Genomic DNA, 20,739 nt, shown 5'->3' with positions numbered 1-20,739 from the left:
TATATTTATGCAATAAATCATACTTTTTATGCATTAGAATCTATTTTAAATAAAAGCTAACTAATCAATATTTCAATAGAAAAAATACATCAATTTCCGTAAGATAAGAAAATATTACAATTCTATTTAGGTTATCAATTGATGCAATTTGAGATCATTTCCACACAAGCTAAATTATCTGAGTATGTTGCTACATTAGATAACTCCCCTATCTCTTTAGATACTGAATTTGTTCGTACGCGTACATTTTTTGCTAATTTGGGTTTATTACAAGTCTCGCAAAATGAAAGAATCGTGTTAATAGACCCAATCGAAATAGGCGACATCAGCGCATTTTGGCAAGCGATCGATCAAAAAGATTGTATATTGCACGCCAGTAGTGAAGATTTAGAAATCATTAGACAACAAAAAGGTAATCTTGATATTAAGCTGTTTGATACACAAGTTGCTTGTGCTTTTCTAAATCATGGCGGATCGTTAGGTTACGCAAAAATGGTTGAATTAATCGAAGGTGTTGTATTAGATAAAGGCGAATCTCGCACCGATTGGTGTGCTCGCCCATTAACTGAAAAACAGCGACATTACGCAGCAGCGGACGTTTTATATCTACAACCAAGTTTAGAAGTACTGCAAGCACAACTAGCTGAAAAAAACATGACTGATTTTTTTGAACAGGAATGCCAAATGATTCTTGACCAAAAAATGAAACCCGTCGATTCAGAAAAAGCGTATAAATCGTTAGATAATTTATCTCAATTAGACAGATACGGTTTAGCACTGATTAAAGCTCTCGCTAAATGGCGTTTAGAAACCGCACAAGCGAGAAACCTAGCGCTTAACTTTGTGGTTAAAGCGGAACATTTATGGTTATTAGCTTATTACCAGCCCGCAACACATGCCGACTTGAAGCGATTAAATTTATTACCGAATGAAATTCGTATTCACGGCGACAATATTTTAGCGGTCATGGCTCAAGTCACCGCACAAGATCCAGAAACGTACCCACCATTGATTTCACGTTTAGTCGATTTTCCAGCTTATAAGAAAACATTAAAGTCGATCAGAGACCAAGTTAAAACCTGTGCTGAAAAATATGAATTGCCCGTTGAATTAATTGCTTCTAAACGTGTCATTAATGAGTATTTAAGCTGGTCTTGGAAATTAAATGATCAACAACGTTTAACAGCAGTAAAACCTAAAATATTAACAGGTTGGCGTTTTGAGTTGATCGGTCATCAATTAAAGCATTAGTTCCAATAGCGATGTAGGTGCTAATGTAGTATCAATCACAATATCAATGATATGTTAAATAAAGCTCGCCATGTGTCGAACATGTGGCGAGCTTTAAAAATATGATCAACGAGTCACTATCAAGCTTATTCATTTATTTTAACGAGACCATCATTCTTTTATCGAGTTAACTCCATGGCAACAAAAATATCACAACAAATAAATAAACCAAGCTGGTTAGAAAGTTTCAAAATTTATCTACAAAAACGTGTAGTTATTTTGTTTTTTTTCGGATTCTCTGCCGGTTTACCCCTCTTACTGGTTTTTTCTACTCTTTCATTTTGGTTACGTGAAGCTGGCGTGAGCAGAGCAAGTATTGGTTTTTTCAGCTGGATAGCACTGGCTTATGCATTTAAATGGATATGGTCACCTTTTGTTGATCGCTTATCAATTCCATTATTAACACCATTGCTTGGACGACGACGTTCGTGGCTATTATTGTCTCAAGTATCAATCATCCTCTCGTTGATTGGCATGGCCATGAGCGATCCACAACAAAACTTAGCCATGTTTGCTGTTTGTGCTTTAGTGGTTGCTTATAGTTCTGCAACACAAGATATAGTCATTGATGCTTTTCGAATTGAATCTGGTCCAGAAAAGTTTCAAGCCGCGATGGCTGCCGCTTACATGACCGGATACCGCTTAGCAATGATAATGGCAGGTGCAGGTTCTTTAGCGATTGCAGCTTGGTCAAGTAACTCGGAAGCCTATCAACTTTCAGCTTGGTCAACCTCTTACTTTGTGATGGCCGCTTGTATGGGTGTGGGCATTATTACTACTTTTGTAGCAAAAGAGCCTGACTATAAAGGTACGGCATTGCAACAACAACAAGCGGTAATTTTAGAGCAATTAAATGCCGCTAAAATCCCTTCTGCAGCTGGACGCTTTATGGCATGGTTAAACATGGCGGTGATTGCCCCTTTTGCAGATTTCTTTAAGCGCTACGGCAAACACGCCATCTTAATTTTATTATTAATTGGTACCTATCGAATATCCGATATTGTAATGGGTATTATGGCGAATCCGTTCTATGTAGATATGGGATACACCAAAGGAGAAATTGCAGCGATATCCAAAGTATTTGGTGTCACGATGACTTTATTAGGAGCGGCATTAGGTGGGGTTTTATTAACTAGATACAGTACTTATTCTATCCTTTTCCTCGGTGGACTTTTAGTCGTCATCACTAATTTCATTTTTGCTATTCTCGCTTTTGTAGGAAAAGACTTAACATTATTAACGTTAATTATTTCTATGGATAACATCAGTGCAGGTATCGCAACAACAGCCTTTATCACTTATATTTCAAAGCTGACAAATATTGAGTTTTCAGCCACACAATCTGCATTATTTAGCTCAATTATGTTGTTATTTCCAAAATTTATTGCAGGATTCTCTGGTGTGTATGTAGATGATTTTGGTTATGTAAACTTCTTTATTGCCTCGGCTTTGATTGGTGTGCCAGTGTTAGGATTAATTGTTGTATTAAAGAAAGTTATCGAAGAATAGGTTTAACGAGTTAACATTCAAATATTCGTTAAAAAGTACTTTTTACAAGCTATTCTCACAAAGCAGTTGTTACAAAGCACTTATACTAATGGAATTAAATAAGTGCTCAGAAATTGCGCAGGAAAAATTAACACTAATAAGGCGTGAGTTGTAGGAGATAGTTGTTCTCACTTCAAAACTCACAGCGCAGTTAGGGGTAATTTTAACCAGCAAGAATGATCACCTTATTAATTCTTTTGGTATTATTACAAAATGATTGCTTAATACCCTTGTCCTTTTGATAGACAACGGCTCCTTTAATAGACATTAAAAAAGATGATAATAAAAAAGCCCCACGTTAACCTATTTTAACATGGGGCTTTTTATTACAAAGAGATGCGCTTAGGTAAAGCGAAATAAAGTTAAGTTAAATAAAGTAAGTTACTCTACCGATATTTCGCCAGACTCTGCAGCTTCACCTTGCATGATCATAATTTCAACACGACGATTACGACGTTGTTCAGCAGGTGAGTCACCTTCCGCTAATGGTTGAGTATTGGCATAACCGACGACTAACATCTTTTTATCTCTAATCCCTTTTAACTTAAGCATCTCTTGAGCAACAGAAACAGCACGTTGCGCAGATAAATCTAAGTTAGAACGGTATAGTTCTGATTGTATTGGTTCATTATCAGTATGTCCTGCAACCGTCACTACACCTGGTACATCCACTAATATTTTCGCCACTTTAGCAATCACAGGTCTAAAACGAGGTTGTAAAAAAGCAGATCCAGCAGGAAAAGCGCCTTTCTCTCTCACACGAATAATTAATTGTTGTCCTAAGGATTCTATTTCAATCGCACCATCTTCAATCTCTTCACGTAGATCCTCAGCGACCTTTTTAGTTAACGCTTGTTGTGCTGCAGCGCTTGCACTAGACGCCTTCTCAGTTTCATCTAGTTGCTCTTCTGATTGTTCTGCGATTGATTCTGCAGCTTCAGCTGACAACACTTCTTTCGTTTCTTCATTAACTTGTAACGATGTTTCTCGTACAGGTACATCTTGTTGGCCGCCAGAGCGACTACTATCACCCTCTTGAAAATCTAAGGTCGTTTGAGTAACTTCAGTGGTGCGCTGCATGATCACTTCGATAGGTGTCGGTTCAGGCTTACCGGGTCTAAACTCCTGTGCAATGACCGAGGTCCCTTTAGGAATATCTTTTACTTCTAATTGGTTTTGTACACCAAAAGCAAATGCCATCGACCCAGCTATTTGTTTAAACTTTAATACATCCATTTCTGAAAATGATAAAAGTAAAACAAAGAAGCACATTAACAAGGACATTAAATCTGCAAAGGTCCCCATCCATGCAGGTAATCCCTCGGGGGGACATTTACATTCTTCTTCCATTATTCAGCTCCACCATCGGCAGCACCACTACCTCGTTTTGATTCTGGCAAGTAATTACGTAATACACCTTCAATAACGCGTGGATTTTGGCCATCTTGAATACCTAATACGCCATCTAATATAAGGCTACGATTCAATTTTTCTTCTTGAGCTCTTAATTTAAGTTTGTCTGAAATAGGCAGTGCGACCATGTTAGCAACTACCGCCCCGTATAACGTAGTCAATAACGCAACCGCCATCGCAGGACCAATCGATTTAGGGTCATCCATGTTAGATAACATTGCTACTAAGCCAATCAAGGTACCAATCATACCCATTGCTGGTGCTACATCACCAAAATTTTTGAATATATCTGCACCTACTTCATGTCGTTCAGAGGTTAATCGAATATCATTTTGCAATGTCTGTCTTACAACATCAGCATCGTGACCATCAACTAACATATCAACTCCCTTCTGCATAAAAGGATTTGTTATCTCTGCTTCTTCAAGTGCTAAGAATCCTCCTTTACGAGCAGCATCAGCCATCTCTACTGTCTTTATTATTAGCTCTTCAGGAGAATCTGTTTTAAACATAAATGCTTTCATTGCAATTTTGATCGCCCCAAAAAATTGTCCGATGTTATATTTCATCATGACAACAAAGGCCGTACCGCCAAACACGATCAAAATAGAAGTCACATCAACGAACATATCGATGGTTCCTCCCATCAACATTGCCATTACGACAAAGCCAAAAGCGCCTATAATTCCAACGAGTGTTGCTAAATCCACAGATAAATCCTTTTTAATTTAAAATTAATGCATTGTTAAGTAGATAGTATAGCTATTTATGGTTAGTTTGTAGTCATAAACTATCATTTAAAATCAGATCTTTTGCAAGTAATCAAACAGCTTACAACTTCACTATTTCGAAATTATTTTTATACGTTAGTTTGACATCCTTAACAGGCACGGTAATCTTGCACAAATTATAGAAAAGAGATGCCCCATGGCCTTAAAAAAACCTGAAAATATGCAATACGAAGAAGCAATTACTGAACTTGAACAAATTGTTCAACATTTAGAAGTCGGTGATTTACCACTTGAAGACGCTTTAAAGCAATTTGAACGCGGTATTTCTTTAGCGCGTAGCAATAGTCAAAAGTTACAACACGCTCAGCAACAAGTGAGCATTTTAATGCAAAATGATGTTCAAGCGCCTTTACAGAACTTTGAAGAATAACTTTTTGTCTTACATTTCAAATACTAAGCAGCCTAGATGACACAATTAACTTCTACCATGCAACAATTTCAAGTACGTGTAAATGAACAGCTTGAAAAACACATTAATTACTCCAGCCCCGCTTCAAAAAAACTAAATGAAGCAATGACTTATGGTGCATTACTAGGAGGAAAACGAGTCAGACCTTTCTTAGTGTATGCCGTAGGACAAATGCTAGGTAGTAAGCTTGAAACACTTGACCCGCTTGCAGCCGCTATTGAATGTATTCATGCTTACTCTCTAATACATGATGACTTACCTGCAATGGACGATGATGCACTTCGTCGCGGTCACCCGACTTGCCACATTAAATATGATGAAGCGACTGCGATATTAGCTGGTGACGCATTACAAACCTTAGCCTTTGACATTTTATCAACAGATATTGAACATTTATTACCTCAAGCACAATTGAAAATCATCAACACATTAGCTAGAGCATCTGGTGAAAAAGGCATGTGTGCAGGACAAGTATTAGATATAGCGGCTGAAAATACCGCCATTTCATTAATTGAATTAGAAACGATCCATAATGCCAAAACCGGAGCTCTCATATTAGCCGCGGTGCAAATGAGCGCATTAACTAAATCTGATATTGACCCGCAAGAGTTTGCACTATTAACACGTTTTGCGACGGCGATAGGGTTAGCTTTCCAAGTACAAGATGATATATTAGATATTACTAGTGATACTCAAACCTTAGGTAAACCACAGGGTTCTGACCAAGAGTTGAATAAATCAACCTACCCAGCTTTACTAGGTTTACCAGCAGCACAACAAAAAGCACAAGACTTATATAAAGAAGCGCTTCATGCTTTATCACAATTACCTTATAATACTCAGTTACTCGAGTTGTTCTCTCACTACATCATCAAACGTGATAAATAAAATATGCCATTGGATTTAAAAAATTACCCGTTGCTCGCTGATATTAATTATCCAGAAGATCTGCGTCTATTAAAAAAACACCAGCTCCCTGCACTGTGCGAAGAATTGCGTCAATTTTTATTAACCAGTGTTAGCCAGACCAGTGGTCATCTAGCTTCAGGTTTAGGTGTTGTCGAATTAACCGTAGCTTTACATTATGTTTACCACACCCCATTTGATCACCTTGTTTGGGATGTTGGCCATCAAGCTTACCCGCATAAGATCTTAACGGGTCGTCGTGACCAAATGGAAAATATTAGAATGTTTAAAGGTTTACACCCTTTTCCATGGCGCGAAGAAAGTGAATATGATGTTTTAAGTGTTGGACACTCATCAACGTCTATTGGTGCAGCACTCGGTTTAGCGATTGCAGCAGGAAAAGAGAAAAAAGACCGTAAAGTCGTTGCCGTGATTGGCGATGGTGCAATTACTGCAGGCATGGCATTTGAAGCTTTAAATCATGCAGGTTCTTTGCATAACGATATGTTAGTCATTCTCAATGATAATGAAATGTCTATTTCAGAAAATGTTGGTGCTTTAAATAATCATCTCGCTAAAATATTATCTGGTGATTTATATACTCAATTTCGTGAAAGCAGCAAAAAAGTATTATCTAATATTCCACCGATTAAAGAATTAGCGAAAAAGACTGAAGAGCATTTAAAAGGCATGGTTTCACCAGGCACTATTTTTGAAGAGTTTGGTTTTAATTATATTGGCCCAATGGATGGACATAATGTAATTGCATTAGTCGATACCTTACGCAATATGCGTTCTCATTCTGGTCCACAATTTTTACATGTCATGACTAAAAAGGGTAAAGGTTACAAACAAGCAGAACTGGACCCGATCACTTATCATGCGGTACCCAAGTTCACACCCGATCAAGCATTACCGATTCCTAAACCATCTGCACCGACTTTTTCTAAAATATTTGGTCAGTGGCTAAATGACATGGCCGACAAAGACCCTAAACTCACCGCAATTACACCTGCTATGCGTGAAGGTTCTGGTATGGTTGAGTTTTCTAAACGCCACCCGGATAAATATTACGATGTTGCGATTGCAGAACAACATGCAGTGACATTAGCAGCAGGTATGGCGATTGCAGATTTAAATCCTATCGTTGCTATCTACTCAAGCTTTTTACAACGTGCCTACGACCAAGTGATCCACGATGTAGCGATTCAGAACCTCGGTGTTTTGTTTGCTATTGATAGAGCGGGTATTGTGGGCGCTGATGGGCCTACACATCAAGGTGCTTACGACTTAAGCTTTTTACGTTGTGTCCCTAACATGACGGTTATGACCCCTTCTGATGAACAAGAATGTCGTAATATGTTATACACCGGACATTTACTTAATACACCAGCGGCTGTTCGTTATCCGAGAGGTAGTGGAACAGGAATAGCAGTTGAAGCAGTAATGACACAATTAGAAATTGGTAAAGCAAAAGTCGTTGCTGAAGGTAGTAAAACAGCGATTTTATGTTTTGGTACATTTTTACAAGCAGCGGCTCCGGTTGCAGAAAAACTTAATGCAACGTTAATCGATATGCGATTTGTAAAACCATTAGATAAATCATTATTGAAGCGACTTGCTGAAAGCCATTCTCAGATTGTGACGATTGAAGAAAATAGTATTGCAGGTGGTGCAGGTTCTGCCGTTAGTGAGTTCTTAATGACACAGCAATATACGGGTAAAATACAACACTTAGGGTTACCTGATTCGTTTATTGAACAAGGTACACAACAAGAAATTTACCACATGTTGAAACTTGATAGTGATGGGATTGAAGAGCAGATAGTGAACTTCTTTTCATAAGCATTGAGCATAAACATTTAGACTTTAAACCATTTAAGCTAACTGTCATTAAGTGAGTCAATTAATTTATATCATTAAATTTCAGTAACTCACAAGGCAGTTAATTAAAATCTTTAAGCACTCCTTAAATAAGAGTGCTTAATCAAAAACCAACATCATGCAACGAGTAATGTTACTTCATGATGTTGGTTCTTTTCTATCTTTCCTTTTTATCTTTAAGCTTTAACAGCACATCTTCATTATTTGGCTTATCTTCAGTCTTCTTTAACTTTAATAATGACCAATAAGGGATGCCATTGCTTGAGAATATCTCATCTAGATTAAACTTATTATTTTGAGCCCAAATTTTATCTTGATAAAACAATGGGATAACCCAATTATCCTGCTGTAAGGTTTTAAAATAATTAGATTCTTGTTTAAAGTTATGCTTTAACCCTCGCTCTTTAAACTTATCCTGAAGATACCCTGTTAAATAACTTTGTAAGAATAAATTTTCATACATATTATCTTGGCTCATTAATTGAGTCTGCCAAGTAGAAATGGTTAGGTCATAATACAGATTAGTATTTTTCCATATTTCTTCAGAACTAATTTCTTGTGTCGCAACGACAATACCCGCCCTCTTTAACATTTTACTTAATGCTTCAGCGACTTTCTTTGTATTCCCAACATCATCTAACATCACCAACAACGACATCTGTTTCGGTAATTTCATTGCCTTCACTAAGGCTTTAGATTTATCTAAATTATACTCAGGCATTTCTTCATTGGTTTTATTGGGTTTATCTGAAAATGTATTGTCGGCTAGCGCCATCACAGAAGGATGAAGTTGACCGTTATCTTTTAAAATATATTTCAGCATACCCGCTTGATTAATAGCTAAATGAATAGCATCTCGCGCTTCTTTATTTTTTAGTACTGGTGATAATTTATCGTTAATTGTTAAAAAAACAACATTTGAAGAAGGAACTTTAACTAAGTTTTTGGTGGTATTACTTTCAAGGTCTTCAGTGCTTTTATTAGGGATGGCATAACTCACTTGTACATCATCAGCTAATAAAGCGAATAAGCGAGATTGGGGCTTATTAATACGCATGAATCGAAAGAATTGAACCTTAGGGAAACCGTCCCAATAGTTTGGATTCGCCACAACAACCATTCCTAATACAGGGTTATATTGTTGAATTAAATAAGGACCCGTACCGGACATAGGTAAATTTCTGACTGGTGGTAATATAATAGAAGGCGATGTATCTAAGACATTGGCATTCTTTTCATAGAATCTTGAATCTAATATAAACACATTAGTGAGGTAATCTAGCAACTGAATATCACTGAGACTTGTTCTAATATCAAAACTATTTTGGTTATTCGCTTTGACCCAATCCAGCTTACTAAGAAAGTTACTATTGATTTGTTTCTTTGCTTGTTCAAAAGACCAAAGTACGTCATTTGCTGTGAGTATATTGCCGGTATGGAAGTGTATATTTTCTCGTAGTGAAAAACGCACAGTTTTCTTATCGATACGCTTCCAACTTTTGACTAAGCGAGCTTCTATTTTTTGATTTTTATCCCAACGGAATAACGGATCAAATAACAGGTGCTTAAATTGCTGGCTCATTAATGCTTGATCAGAATAAGGATTAAATGAAACAGGTGTTTTATCAATAGCGACCGTAATCGCCTGCGGATTAAATATATTCTGACTTTGTGCAACACTACTAGCTGCATAAAAGGTGACAGAAAGAATAAGCCAACGTAGTAACATATTTACCCCCAATATTGAATTATCAAAAGCAATCCAATTGCAGCAAACACTCCAGCGACGATATCGTCAATCATGATCCCAAAACCACCATGTACTTTTTTATCTAACCAGCTAATAGGGAAAGGTTTTAGTACATCAAAAAAACGAAATAAAGCAAAACCAACAGCAATCCAAATAAAAGGTATATCCATTGTATTGTTGAGGTCTGGATAAAAGAATAAAACAGGTAACATAGTAATCCAATAACCTACAAACTCATCCCATACAATCGCTTTATGATCATGTACGCCCATTGCATCACTCGTCACATGGCAAAACCAAAATCCAGCAAAGCTAGTGATGACCAAGACAGCAATATAAGATTCGATGCTAAGCATTGCTAAAAGATAAAAAAGTGGCACTGCCGCTAATGTACCGAATGTTCCTGGTGCTTTAGGTGCTAAACCACTACCAAAACCGACAGCGGCTAAATGTATTGGATTCGACAGCTTTAAGCCTTTTAAATCATCACGATTTAACATGTTATTACCTTATTTGAAATGATCCCAGCCGCTGCTATTTAAATCAACAGACTGTTGTAGATGAGTGAATAATATAGAAGGTGTTGTTGACGATATGCTGGTCGATTTATTGCTATCAATAAGCGTAGACTCTGTTATTTTACCAATTTCATAACAAGCCACATCGTCTAACGTTGACTGTGTTTTTAATAAGGCGTGAAATGCACTCATTTTATCTGCAGGAATGGTAAATAATAATTCATAATCATCTCCGCCATTCACCGCATATTGCCACACCTGTGATAACGGAAGATGACCTAATTTAATTTCATTTAACACTGCATCGGAAAAAGGTAATTTATCTAATGTAATCTCAGCGTTACACTGTGATTTTTTAAGGATATGCGAGAGATCTTGACTCAAACCATCAGAGATATCAATACAACTGGACGCATAGCCAACGAGCAGTTTAGCCAGTTCTAAACGAGGTTCAGTAAGCTCTAACGCATTGATAAATACTTGTTGGTTTTCTGGGGTAAGTTGTTGTGCTTCAGTCGATAACAGCTTAACAGCGAGCCCTAAAGCGCCATCACCTAAACAACCACTCACACAAATTACATCGCCAACTTGAGCACCGCTACGTGTTAAAGCTTGACCTGTTTTAACGATACCTTTAGCTGAAATGGTAATTGATAGCGGACCTTTTGTGGTATCTCCACCAATTAATTGCACATTATATTTATCGGCTAACGCAAAAAAACCTCTGCAAAAATCAGCTAACCAAGTTTCATCGATTGTTGGTAACGTAATGGCCAAAGAAACCCATTTTGCTGTTGCGCCCATGGCTGCTAAATCGCTTAAGTTAACAGCCAAAGATTTATAACCTAAACGGTAAGCATCAACATCATGAAAAAAATGTACTCCACTGACTAAGCTGTCAGTAGTGACGGCTAATTGATGCCTTTCAGGAACATTCAATATTGCACAATCATCACCGATGCCAATTTCAACACCATCAACTTTATTTGTTGGGCGTTGAAAATAACGTTTAATTATATCGAATTCACCTTGGCTCATTTTCTTTTTAATGACAACTTTGGTTTGTTGATTGTTGCACTTGATGTACTTGGTTTTGCATTTTTATTAACAAATACTTTCTTCGCTTTAGGGGCTGTTCTATCATTCGAACCATACTTGTCATTTCTATTATTTCTTTCTGCGTTGCCACTTCTTTCAACTTTACCGTAGTAAGCACCAGAAGCAGTAGGCTCAGAAGCTTTTCTTTGACGAGATAGTTTATCACTATTCGTTTGATCAGTAGATTGCTGTTCTTTAGGCAAGGTAGTATTAACGGCTGTTTTTGAAGAGCCTTCAACTGCAGTATTAATTTCAGCCATCTCTTTTTCAGAAAGATTTCGCCATTGCCCTGCTTTCAAGTTATTCAACGTCACATTCATGATACGTGTACGTTGTAGACGCGTAACCTCATAACCTAAATATTCACACATACGGCGAATCTGACGATTTAAGCCTTGCGTTAAAATAATGGTAAATACAAAACGACTTTCAACTTTAACAATACAAGGTTTAGTAATTGTATCTAAAATAGGAACACCACGTTGCATACGGTCAACAAAACGTTCACTTAGTGGTTGGTCGACTGTGACACGATATTCTTTATCATGTGCATTTTCAGCGCGTAAAATTTTATTAACGATGTCACCATCACTAGTAAGAAAGATTAAACCTTCTGAAGGTTTATCTAAACGGCCGATGGGAAAAATACGTTCTTTATGTCTAATAGCATCGATAATATTACCGTAAACATCACGTTCAGTGGTGCATGTAATACCTGTTGGTTTGTTATAAGCAATATAAATACGGTCAGATTTATTCTCTGCTATTTTATTGATACGTTTACCGTCAACAAACACTTCATCGCCTGGCTGAACTTTAGTGCCTAATTCAGGAACTTGCCCATTAATTTTAACGCGATTTTGTTCAATTAACTTATCTGCTTCACGTCGAGAACAATGTCCCGAATCACTGATAAATTTATTAAGACGTTTCTCGATATCTTGACTCACAGTAAACCCCAATGCTATTTATTTAACGACTATCTAAGCGCCGTATTAAAGCATAATCAGGGTGTTAACGGAAATAAAATGAAGTGATATCAATGATTCGAAGCGTTATTGGCGGAGTATTTTCTTTTATTGTTTGACCGTTTTAATATTAGCGGTGATCTATTTACAAAGATTATAAATACTTAGCGAACATGATAGAAAAACAAATATTCAATTCTGTGCAGTTTTATAGCATTCTTTAAATATAAACCAGTCTTAGATTACTTTTACAGAATTAAAAATAATGGTTTAAAACTCAATAAAAATAAGCCCCAATCATGTGAGGTTTCATACTTTACTGTTTTGTTAAAAATTTAAGGTTTGAAGTTTAATCTTTAAGGTTTCCACTTAAATTAAACGTCGACCAAGCTTTATCAGGTGTCCAATTTTCTGACCAGGTTAGCATATCTGCAGCAGGCATAGGTCTTGCGATACCGTATCCTTGTGCTAAATAACAACCTAACCCTAATAATGCGGTTCCGTGCTCAAGTGTTTCAACACCTTCAGCAATAATATCGAGCTCGAAAGCCTTAGAGAGCCCCATCACGCCCTCAACAATCGACAAATCTTCAGAGTCGTCTAACATACCAAAAATAAAGCTTTGATCTATTTTTATCAAGTTAACGGGTAAACGTTTTAAATACGTTAACGAACAATAACCCGTTCCAAAATCATCCAACGCAAACCCAACACCTAGCTCAATACAAGCATGCATTATTCTTGCGACGTCTTTTACATCAGCTAATTCGCTTGTTTCTAATACTTCTAATTGAAGAGACCCTTTAGGAACATTGGGATGAGCGGCTAATAACGAAGAAAGTCGTTCTACAAAAGAAACTTGTTGTAGTTGTAATGCATCAATATTGACACTAACAACAATATTTAAACCAAACTTTTGCCAAAGTGTAATTTGAGCAAGTGCCGTATCAATAACCCACTCACCTACTTTTATTGTGAGTTCATGGCGCTCAATAATCGGTAAAAATTCAATCGGCGGTAATAAACCTAGTTCAGGATGCTGCCAACGAATCAATGCTTCCACACCTATCAATTCACCAGTGATCATATTTACTTTAGGTTGGTAATAAAGAACAAACTCGTTTTCTTGTAAGGCGGTTTCAATTCTAATTAATTTTTCATGCTGCGTTTTTAAGGCGATATCTTGGACCATATCAAATAGATAATAACGATTCTTGCCTTCTTGCTTCGCGGTATACATCGCCTGATCGGCATGTCGCAATAGTTGTTCTGCATCAACATCATCATGAGGATAAATCGTCACACCAATGCTTGCAGAAATATTAATAGCGGCATGCCCTATCATAAGCGGAATTTGTACCGCTGAAAGTAATTCCTCTAATATAGGCTCACAATCATGCGCATTATCAAGATTCCCTAATACGGCTACAAACTCATCTCCACCGAAACGAGCAAGTGTATCGCCTTCTCCTAAACAAGCTTGAATACGTGAGGCCATTTCGACTAATAATTTATCCCCCGTTTTGTGGCCATGAGCATCATTGATTTCTTTGAAACCATCTAAATCAAGGAAAATAACCGCCAAGGATTGTTTCTTACGTTCACAAAATAGCATTGCTTGTTTTAAACGATCCGCGAGCAAGCTTCTGTTAGGTAAGCCAGTTAACACATCATAATGAGTAATGCGTTCTAATTGCCATTGCTGTTCTTTTATCGCACTAATATCAGTGTATAAAGCAATATAATTGGAGATTTTTCCGAGAGTGTCATTGATCGTGCTGACCGTCAATAATTGAGAAATAATCGTTCCATTTTTACATTTATTACTAATTTCTCCCGTCCAATGCCCTTTTTCAGCAATAATCTTGTATATCTCATTATAAAATTCAGTCGTCTCTAAGCCAGAGCTAAACATACTGGTTGTCTGGCCTATAGACTCTTCTTTTGAATAACCGCTTATTTTTGTAAATGCATCATTAACATCGATAATATGATGGCTTTCGTCAGCAATAATGACCGCTTCTTTGGCATGTGTAAAAACACCTGCCGCGAGCTTTAATTTATCTTCAATTAATCGTCTGTCTGTAATATCAACGCCAATCGCATAATAAGTCCTATCTTCACTAGAAACGGTGCAAGACCAAGCAATTAAACGATACTTTCCATCTTTCGTTTTACATCGTGTTTCAAAAGAAAGAAGGTCATGATCGGTTTGTAATGTAGTCCTGACAATTTTAGACTTTTGAATATCATCAGGGTGCATTAACGTTAATATATTAGTGCCTAACAGCGCTTTTGATGTGTGACCAAGAATAGTCTCCCAACCTTTATTCACTTTAATAATAGATTTATCAAAATTAACGATGGCATGAAGGTTCATTGGTAACTTAAAGAAATTATCTAACGTATCCTGATTACGTTTCTCTTCAGTTATATCTTTAACTAACGTCGCAAATCCATTAGCATTTCCTTCTTTATCGAGAATTAAAGTATTATGCCAACTGCAATTAAGGTTGCCGCCACTTTTAGTAAGATGACTTCCTTTAAAATAGGTCCCACCTTCCTGTTTCAATAATAATTCATAGTGTCGAACAAACGCTTCTTTTAAATCAGCAGAAACAATTAAATCACTCACTACGGCACCGATAGCCTCGCCTGATGAGTATCCAAAGATATGTTCAGCGGCACGATTCCATTCTGTACAAATAAAGTTTTTATCCCAACTAATTGAACCAAGCGGTGTATTTTGTAAATGTCTCGACAGTCTCATTTCACTTTCTTGCAAAAATGCTTGGCTAAACTTAAGTTGTTCTTCTGCATATAACCTTGTTTTTGCCATTAAATAAAAATGCTCTTGTAGATCAACAAACTCTTTCGTCCCCTCTAGAGAATGAACACTTTCATCCACTCCCAGCGCAAATTGCTTAGTAGAGTTTTTAAGTGTTTGAAGTGGTTTTAAGACGCTCTTATTGATGGTAAAAATAGCAAATAGAACAATGATTAAAACAAAAAATAATAATATTGAAATAATTTTCAATAACCTTGAGTCAATAATATTTAATTCATTTTCAAAAGGTATACCCACAATAATATTAACAGTGCCATCAGTGCCCTCTTGATCATCCATATTTATTAATGCTCTACTAACAAATATGCGCAAGTAATCGTTTGAATCTTTAACTAACTTTACTTTTTTATCTGGCATTAATTTAATTGAATATTGAACACTGCCTAAGGAAAGGCCGAGTAGTGCTTTATTTTCAGGATAAAGCGCAATGATTTTATGATTGGAGTCAATAATATAGGCTACAGATTTTTCAGGTAAATTAGCAAGTTCAAGTTGCTTACTCCACCAGTCAAGTGAAACAGCCGCAACAGTGGCACCAACAACATCATTTACAGCATTGATAATTGGATAAGCAAAATTAATACTGGTTTTCTCGGTCGCCCGATCAAATTGAAATTGACCAATAGTAAATTTTCTTTGGGTGATGGCTTGTTGTATATAAGCTCGGTCAGAAACATTAATCGTTTCACTTAATGGTGTTGCATTACACAATAATTGACCATCAACGCTAGGTGCACCTAAGTTGACGTAATTATCTGTTAGATGATGAATATTCGCTAAAAATTGACTACATTCAACAGAGGCAGGATTTAATAAAATAGGAGATTGCGATAAACGCTGTAAAAATAATTTTGTATTTTCTATGATCTTTGTTTGTTCTGCACTGATGTTATCGACAATCACCACAGCAAGTTGACGCGCGTTTTCTATTGCATTATTACGCTCAGAAGTTGCTTGAAATAAAATGGCAACTAACCCAGGTAACGCAACAATAAAGATCAAAAATAATAAGCGAGATTTTAACGTATGGAAAAAGTCCATTTTTTATCTATACCTTCTTTAAGTCTGATGACTTCATACCAAGCATGTAACATTTAGTATTTGAGTTTTATTGTCTGTGGTACTCAAAAAATGATTTGATGATTTGTAATACTAATAATTATTACATCAAATTTAACTGAGTTATGGCAAAAGGTCTATAAAACAATAGACTATATTGGCAACTATTCTCACACTTCCATGCTAACAAGGCCTAAAGTGATTGTTATTATAAAACTAATTTTTCTACCTATTAATAGGTTGGTAAAATTAATTGAATTTTAGTCTTATCATTTTATTTTTCTACATTAACATCTACTTAAATTCATCAAACTAAACACAATAAAACTCACCATTATCCAAAAATAAAAAACATGAGGTTAAGTAAAGTATTAAAGGAAAATGATATAGAGATAATTTTTAAATAATAACGATTAAAAAATAGTGACTAGAGAGCCATCATTTAAGAGTCATTATTAGAAGGTAGCGATTAGAAAGTAACGATTAGAAAGTAACGGTTAGAAACTAATGATGAAAGAGAAATCATTATAAGTTAGGCTGGTATGAATAGAATAATGACTAAGCAGTAAAAATAAGTCTTTGTATTTTTGCTTTCTGCTAAAACCCAATCGATGAGAGCAAAGTTGTTTAAGTTATTAAAAATTTTAAGCAAAAAAAAAGCTTCGCAAATGCGAAGCTTTTTTCTTAAAATTGGTGCCCGGAGACGGACTTGAACCGTCACGACCATAAGTCGAGGGATTTTAAATCCCTTGTGTCTACCGATTTCACCACCCGGGCGATTGCTTTAAAGCGTTCTCAAGCAAGTGAGGCGTATTATAGAGAAGTTAATTTTAACCACAACCCCTAAACAGTAATAAAATCAAAAATATGAACTGACTGCCGATAATTTCAACACTTTGATATTTAACAAGCAATTATTGTTTAAGATTCATACCCAAGCTTGAATGATAAACTCAAATATAATGTTCGTAATATGATTTTCATGAAGTATCGCCACATTAAATGACCTTTATTCCCTCTTTAACAAGCTTTCCGTTTTATGTTTACTATTGAATAAATCATTTTAAAGCAGCGATTTAATAAAATAGTCACAATAATAAGATACAAATATGTCTACTTTATCCAATATGACATGGAAGCCTTACGATGAAACGTAATTTAATCACCAGTATTATTCTTTCTTCAACTATCTTCAGTTGTTCAACTATCTCAGCTCAAACAACAAAACAAGTTCAACTATCCAGTATTAAACTGATTGAAGCGGGCCGATACCACGCTAATATTTTTGACCAAAGCGCAGCTGAAATTGTCGCCTTCGATAAATTAACTCAACAAACCTTCGTAGTGAATGCACAGTCAGGGAAAATAGATGTACTTAATAGCAGCAATATAGACGCCCCGACTTTAGCGAATAGCCTAGATCTTAAAGCCGATATCAAACAATACTTAAATGAAGAAGCTGGCGCGGCGAATAGTGTAGATGTTTATAATGGATTATTAGCCGTTGCCATTGAAGCAAAAAACAAAACAGGTAAAGGCTGGGTTACCTTCTATGATACTTCAGACTTACGTTTTGTATCTGCACATTATGTTGGCGCCTTACCAGATATGCTAACTTTTACACCTAATGGGAAGCAGCTTGTTGTTGCACTTGAGGGTGAGCCGAGTGTTGGAAATTACGCTGTCGATCCTGAAGGTGAAATAGCAATCTTAGATGTCCATTGGCAAAATAAACAACTCTCTACCAAGGTGACTCATTTAAACTTCACTGATTTTAATGAAGGTGGTTCCCGACATAACGAACTGCCTAAAAATATCCTGTTAAATGGTTATCAAGCGAGTATTGCTGAAGATGTAGAACCAGAATATATCGCGATTAACCAAGACAGTAGTAAAGCTTACGTTGCTTTACAAGAAAATAATGCCATTGCAGTTGTCGATTTAGTGACTAAAAAAATAGAACGTATTATGTCGCTTGGTTTTAAAGACCATCTCATTAAAGGCAATGAAATTGATGGTAACGATAAAGACAAGCAAGCACGGTTAAAAAACGAAGCATTATTAGGCATGTATCAACCAGATACGATTGCGACAGTACAAATTAATCACATTGATTATTTACTGACAGCAAATGAAGGTGATGATAGAAGTGATTGGGTCACTGAGTTATCTCAAAATGAATGTGAACAAGGCCATTTTTATTATCACTTAGAAGATAAGAACTGTGCAGATGATCTTAAGTTAAAAAATGCTTTTTCTAGTGATATTTATTCTCCTAAATCAATATCTGCAACATTGGACTTATCAAACTTTAAACAAGGTGGCTCACAACAATCAACTGTCAAAACAATCAAGTTTTCTCATTCTTTAACAGCAAAACACGGTGATTTAGATGGTGACGGTAAAATTGACCGTTTATTAACCTTTGGCGGCCGATCTTTCTCTATTTGGGATATGAGCAGTTCAACAATGATCTTTGATTCCGGCAGTGATTTTGAACGAATCACGGCTAAAAAATACGGCAAAGATTTCAACCAAACACATAACAAATTAAAAGCAGAGGATCGTAGTGCTAAAAAAGGCCCTGAACCAGAAGCACTCACTACGGGTGTGATTGACGGAAGGACCTATGCCTTTATCGGCTTAGAACGAATGGGTGGGATCATGGTTTATGATATCAGCGAACCTAGTGATGCACAGTTTGTACAATATTTAAATAGTCGCGACATGTCTGTTAATCCAAAAGATAATAAACAAAAAAATGCAGATGGCGTTAAAACTTATCAAGTCGATGCGGGAGATTTAGGACCTGAAGGCTTTAAATTTGTCAGTGCAAAAGACAGCCCTTCTGGCACACCTATTTTAATCGTAGGAAATGAAGTTAGCGGGACGACTCGCTTTTATCGAATTAATACACAGGTAAAATAGCCCTGCTAATGATAATTAACTGAGCTAATGTGCAACTTGCTCTACACGTCCTGATCTACACGTTAAGGTGTTTTGATTATTTGAAATTGACAACTAAAAATAGTGCGAATACAATCCGTTCTGTTTTTAGTTGTTTAATTAGCAGTTGGTTAATGAGCAGTTGGTTAGCAAAGCGTTAATTAACTTATTAAACGAGTTAGCAATATTAAAAAATGATAAACAGTAGTATAAACAATATAGTGGGGCTATAGCTCAGCTGGGAGAGCGCGACGCTGGCAGCGTTGAGGTCTGCGGTTCGATCCCGCATAGCTCCACCACTATATTGTTCATTTAAATTTCTTCGTGTTTAAACACTTATCTTTACAGTCTTATTTTTAACACGCCAAAAATGGTTTACGTTTTACTTACTCTCAGTATTCTCTTGCAGTGCATCTGTTTGTGGCGCGGTTTTCAATTTACGACGTTGTCGAATCAACCCTTCTTGAACACTTGAAGCCACTAACTTACCTTCTCTCGTAAAGAACTTACCTGAAACTAAACCACGGCCATCAGAGGCAACCGAACTTTCCACTGAATACAATAACCAATCATCTAAGCGGAAGTCATGATGGAACCACATAGAATGATCAATCGTCACCACTTGCATCCCTTCACTTAAAAAAGAAACACCATGTGGTTGTAATGCCGTCGGTAAGAAGTTGAAATCTGAAGCGTAAGCCAATAAATAACGATGAACACGTAAATCATCAGGCATATGCCCATCGGCCTTAAACCACACTAAACGTTTAGCAGGCTCAACTTCCGGTTCAACAGGGTTAACTAAAGATACTGGTCTCATTTCAATAGGTTTTTCAGCAACTAATTTGTCACGAATAAACGCAGGTAATAAATCAGAGTGTAACAATGCCATTTCTTGCTCTGAAATAAGGTCTTCTGGAGCAGGTGCTTCAGGCATAACATCTTGGTGTTCAAAACCTTTTTCTGGGGCTTTAAACGAAGCTGTCATATAAAATATTGGCTTACCGTTTTGTATTGCTTTAATCCGTCTTGCTGACAGTGATTTACCGTCTCTTATTCGCTCAACATCATAAACAATGGGTTGGTCTGTTTTACCAGGACGTAAGAAATAAGAATGGAAGGAATGCACTTGTTGCTGAGATTTAACCGTTTCTTTTGCTGCAGAAATGGCTTGCCCCATTACTTGCCCACCAAAAACAGCACCATAACCTAGATCTTGGCTCTGACCGCGAAATAAATTCTCTTCTAACTTCTCTAAACTTAACTGTTTTAAAAGATCGTTTAATACTTTGCCCATATTTTACTCCCAAA

Annotated in this window: 14 protein-coding genes and 2 tRNA genes; 7 read left to right on the top strand and 9 right to left on the bottom strand. The window is 36.5% G+C overall.

Annotation, left to right across the window (positions count from 1 at the left end; genetic code table 11):
- The first annotated feature begins 141 nt into the window (after nt 1-141).
- Together rnd and SP041_RS13310 are read left to right on the top strand one after the other, a co-directional pair.
- The gene (rnd, locus tag SP041_RS13315; protein WP_025564257.1) at nt 142-1,251 is read left to right on the top strand and encodes a ribonuclease D; all 1,110 of its coding nucleotides are present in this window, start codon (nt 142-144) and stop codon (nt 1,249-1,251) included.
- Nucleotides 1,252-1,425: 174 nt separating this feature from the next.
- Entirely contained in the window at nt 1,426-2,799 is a 1,374-nt protein-coding gene (locus SP041_RS13310) for an MFS transporter (RefSeq protein ID WP_051368508.1), read from the top strand.
- 420 nt (nt 2,800-3,219) lie between these two features.
- Here the strand turns inward: SP041_RS13310 and SP041_RS13305 are convergent, their stop codons facing one another.
- Together SP041_RS13305 and pomA are read right to left on the bottom strand one after the other, a co-directional pair.
- Nucleotides 3,220-4,191: a flagellar motor protein MotB gene (locus SP041_RS13305; protein WP_240791471.1), complete on the bottom strand. Its 972-nt coding sequence runs from the start codon at nt 4,189-4,191 to the stop codon at nt 3,220-3,222.
- Nucleotides 4,188-4,961: a flagellar motor protein PomA gene (gene pomA, locus SP041_RS13300; RefSeq protein WP_025564262.1), complete on the bottom strand. Its 774-nt coding sequence runs from the start codon at nt 4,959-4,961 to the stop codon at nt 4,188-4,190. Before pomA ends, SP041_RS13305 begins: the two co-directional genes overlap by 4 nt.
- A gap of 217 nt (nt 4,962-5,178) precedes the next feature.
- On the opposite strand from pomA, the gene xseB reads away from it, so the two are divergent.
- From xseB to dxs, 3 genes are read left to right on the top strand one after another with little or no spacing between them, the layout of a single operon-like run.
- The gene (gene xseB, locus SP041_RS13295; RefSeq protein WP_025564264.1) at nt 5,179-5,412 is read left to right on the top strand and encodes an exodeoxyribonuclease VII small subunit; all 234 of its coding nucleotides are present in this window, start codon (nt 5,179-5,181) and stop codon (nt 5,410-5,412) included.
- Between the two features lie 36 nt (nt 5,413-5,448).
- Nucleotides 5,449-6,339 (top strand): (2E,6E)-farnesyl diphosphate synthase, encoded by an 891-nt coding sequence (ispA, locus tag SP041_RS13290; RefSeq protein ID WP_025564266.1) that lies wholly within the window; start codon nt 5,449-5,451, stop codon nt 6,337-6,339.
- Between the two features lie 3 nt (nt 6,340-6,342).
- On the top strand, nt 6,343-8,202 hold the full coding sequence (gene dxs, locus SP041_RS13285) for a 1-deoxy-D-xylulose-5-phosphate synthase (protein ID WP_025564268.1): 1,860 nt from the start codon (nt 6,343-6,345) through the stop codon (nt 8,200-8,202).
- A 196-nt stretch (nt 8,203-8,398) separates the two neighbouring features.
- Here the strand turns inward: dxs and SP041_RS13280 are convergent, their stop codons facing one another.
- The 6 genes from SP041_RS13280 to SP041_RS13255 all read right to left on the bottom strand — a co-directional run bounded on the left by SP041_RS13280 (nt 8,399) and on the right by SP041_RS13255 (nt 17,259).
- Nucleotides 8,399-9,970 (bottom strand): ABC transporter substrate-binding protein, encoded by a 1,572-nt coding sequence (locus tag SP041_RS13280; RefSeq protein WP_025564269.1) that lies wholly within the window; start codon nt 9,968-9,970, stop codon nt 8,399-8,401.
- Between the two features lie 2 nt (nt 9,971-9,972).
- Nucleotides 9,973-10,491, bottom strand: a complete 519-nt coding sequence (locus SP041_RS13275) for a phosphatidylglycerophosphatase A (RefSeq protein ID WP_025564271.1) — start codon at nt 10,489-10,491, stop codon at nt 9,973-9,975.
- 9 nt (nt 10,492-10,500) lie between these two features.
- Nucleotides 10,501-11,547 carry a thiamine-phosphate kinase gene (gene thiL, locus SP041_RS13270; RefSeq protein WP_025564272.1) on the bottom strand — a complete coding sequence of 349 codons (1,047 nt, stop codon included), beginning with the start codon at nt 11,545-11,547 and terminating at the stop codon, nt 10,501-10,503.
- Entirely contained in the window at nt 11,544-12,557 is a 1,014-nt protein-coding gene (gene rluF / locus SP041_RS13265; protein ID WP_025564274.1) for a 23S rRNA pseudouridine(2604) synthase RluF, read from the bottom strand. Before rluF ends, thiL begins: the two co-directional genes overlap by 4 nt.
- Before the next feature lie 367 nt (nt 12,558-12,924).
- Nucleotides 12,925-16,464 (bottom strand): EAL domain-containing protein, encoded by a 3,540-nt coding sequence (locus SP041_RS13260; protein ID WP_025564275.1) that lies wholly within the window; start codon nt 16,462-16,464, stop codon nt 12,925-12,927.
- A 709-nt stretch (nt 16,465-17,173) separates the two neighbouring features.
- A tRNA-Leu gene (locus SP041_RS13255) sits at nt 17,174-17,259 on the bottom strand.
- A 369-nt stretch (nt 17,260-17,628) separates the two neighbouring features.
- Between SP041_RS13255 and SP041_RS13250 the strand changes: the two genes are divergently transcribed.
- Both SP041_RS13250 and SP041_RS13245 read left to right on the top strand, forming a co-directional pair.
- A complete protein-coding gene (locus SP041_RS13250) occupies nt 17,629-19,410 on the top strand; it encodes a choice-of-anchor I family protein (protein WP_025564277.1) in 1,782 nt (593 codons plus the stop codon).
- Between the two features lie 241 nt (nt 19,411-19,651).
- Nucleotides 19,652-19,727, top strand: a tRNA-Ala gene (locus tag SP041_RS13245).
- Between the two features lie 83 nt (nt 19,728-19,810).
- On the opposite strand, the gene tesB is transcribed toward SP041_RS13245, so the two are convergent.
- On the bottom strand, nt 19,811-20,725 hold the full coding sequence (gene tesB, locus SP041_RS13240; protein ID WP_025564279.1) for an acyl-CoA thioesterase II: 915 nt from the start codon (nt 20,723-20,725) through the stop codon (nt 19,811-19,813).
- Between the last annotated feature and the right edge of the window lie 14 nt (nt 20,726-20,739).

It is taken from the genome of Psychromonas sp. SP041, assembly GCF_000470315.2.
Taxonomy (GTDB): domain Bacteria; phylum Pseudomonadota; class Gammaproteobacteria; order Enterobacterales; family Psychromonadaceae; genus Psychromonas.
This window is presented reverse-complemented; position numbering and strand designations above follow the sequence as displayed.

Coding starts and splice junctions, on each gene's coding strand:
- thiL (WP_025564272.1), bottom strand. CDS start 11,547: ATGAGCCAAGGTGAATTCGATATAATTAAACGTTATTTTCAACGCCCA.
- SP041_RS13310 (WP_051368508.1), top strand. CDS start 1,426: ATGGCAACAAAAATATCACAACAAATAAATAAACCAAGCTGGTTAGAA.
- ispA (WP_025564266.1), top strand. CDS start 5,449: ATGACACAATTAACTTCTACCATGCAACAATTTCAAGTACGTGTAAAT.
- SP041_RS13250 (WP_025564277.1), top strand. CDS start 17,629: ATGAAACGTAATTTAATCACCAGTATTATTCTTTCTTCAACTATCTTC.
- dxs (WP_025564268.1), top strand. CDS start 6,343: ATGCCATTGGATTTAAAAAATTACCCGTTGCTCGCTGATATTAATTAT.
- rnd (WP_025564257.1), top strand. CDS start 142: ATGCAATTTGAGATCATTTCCACACAAGCTAAATTATCTGAGTATGTT.
- SP041_RS13260 (WP_025564275.1), bottom strand. CDS start 16,464: ATGGACTTTTTCCATACGTTAAAATCTCGCTTATTATTTTTGATCTTT.
- SP041_RS13280 (WP_025564269.1), bottom strand. CDS start 9,970: ATGTTACTACGTTGGCTTATTCTTTCTGTCACCTTTTATGCAGCTAGT.
- xseB (WP_025564264.1), top strand. CDS start 5,179: ATGGCCTTAAAAAAACCTGAAAATATGCAATACGAAGAAGCAATTACT.
- tesB (WP_025564279.1), bottom strand. CDS start 20,725: ATGGGCAAAGTATTAAACGATCTTTTAAAACAGTTAAGTTTAGAGAAG.
- SP041_RS13275 (WP_025564271.1), bottom strand. CDS start 10,491: ATGTTAAATCGTGATGATTTAAAAGGCTTAAAGCTGTCGAATCCAATA.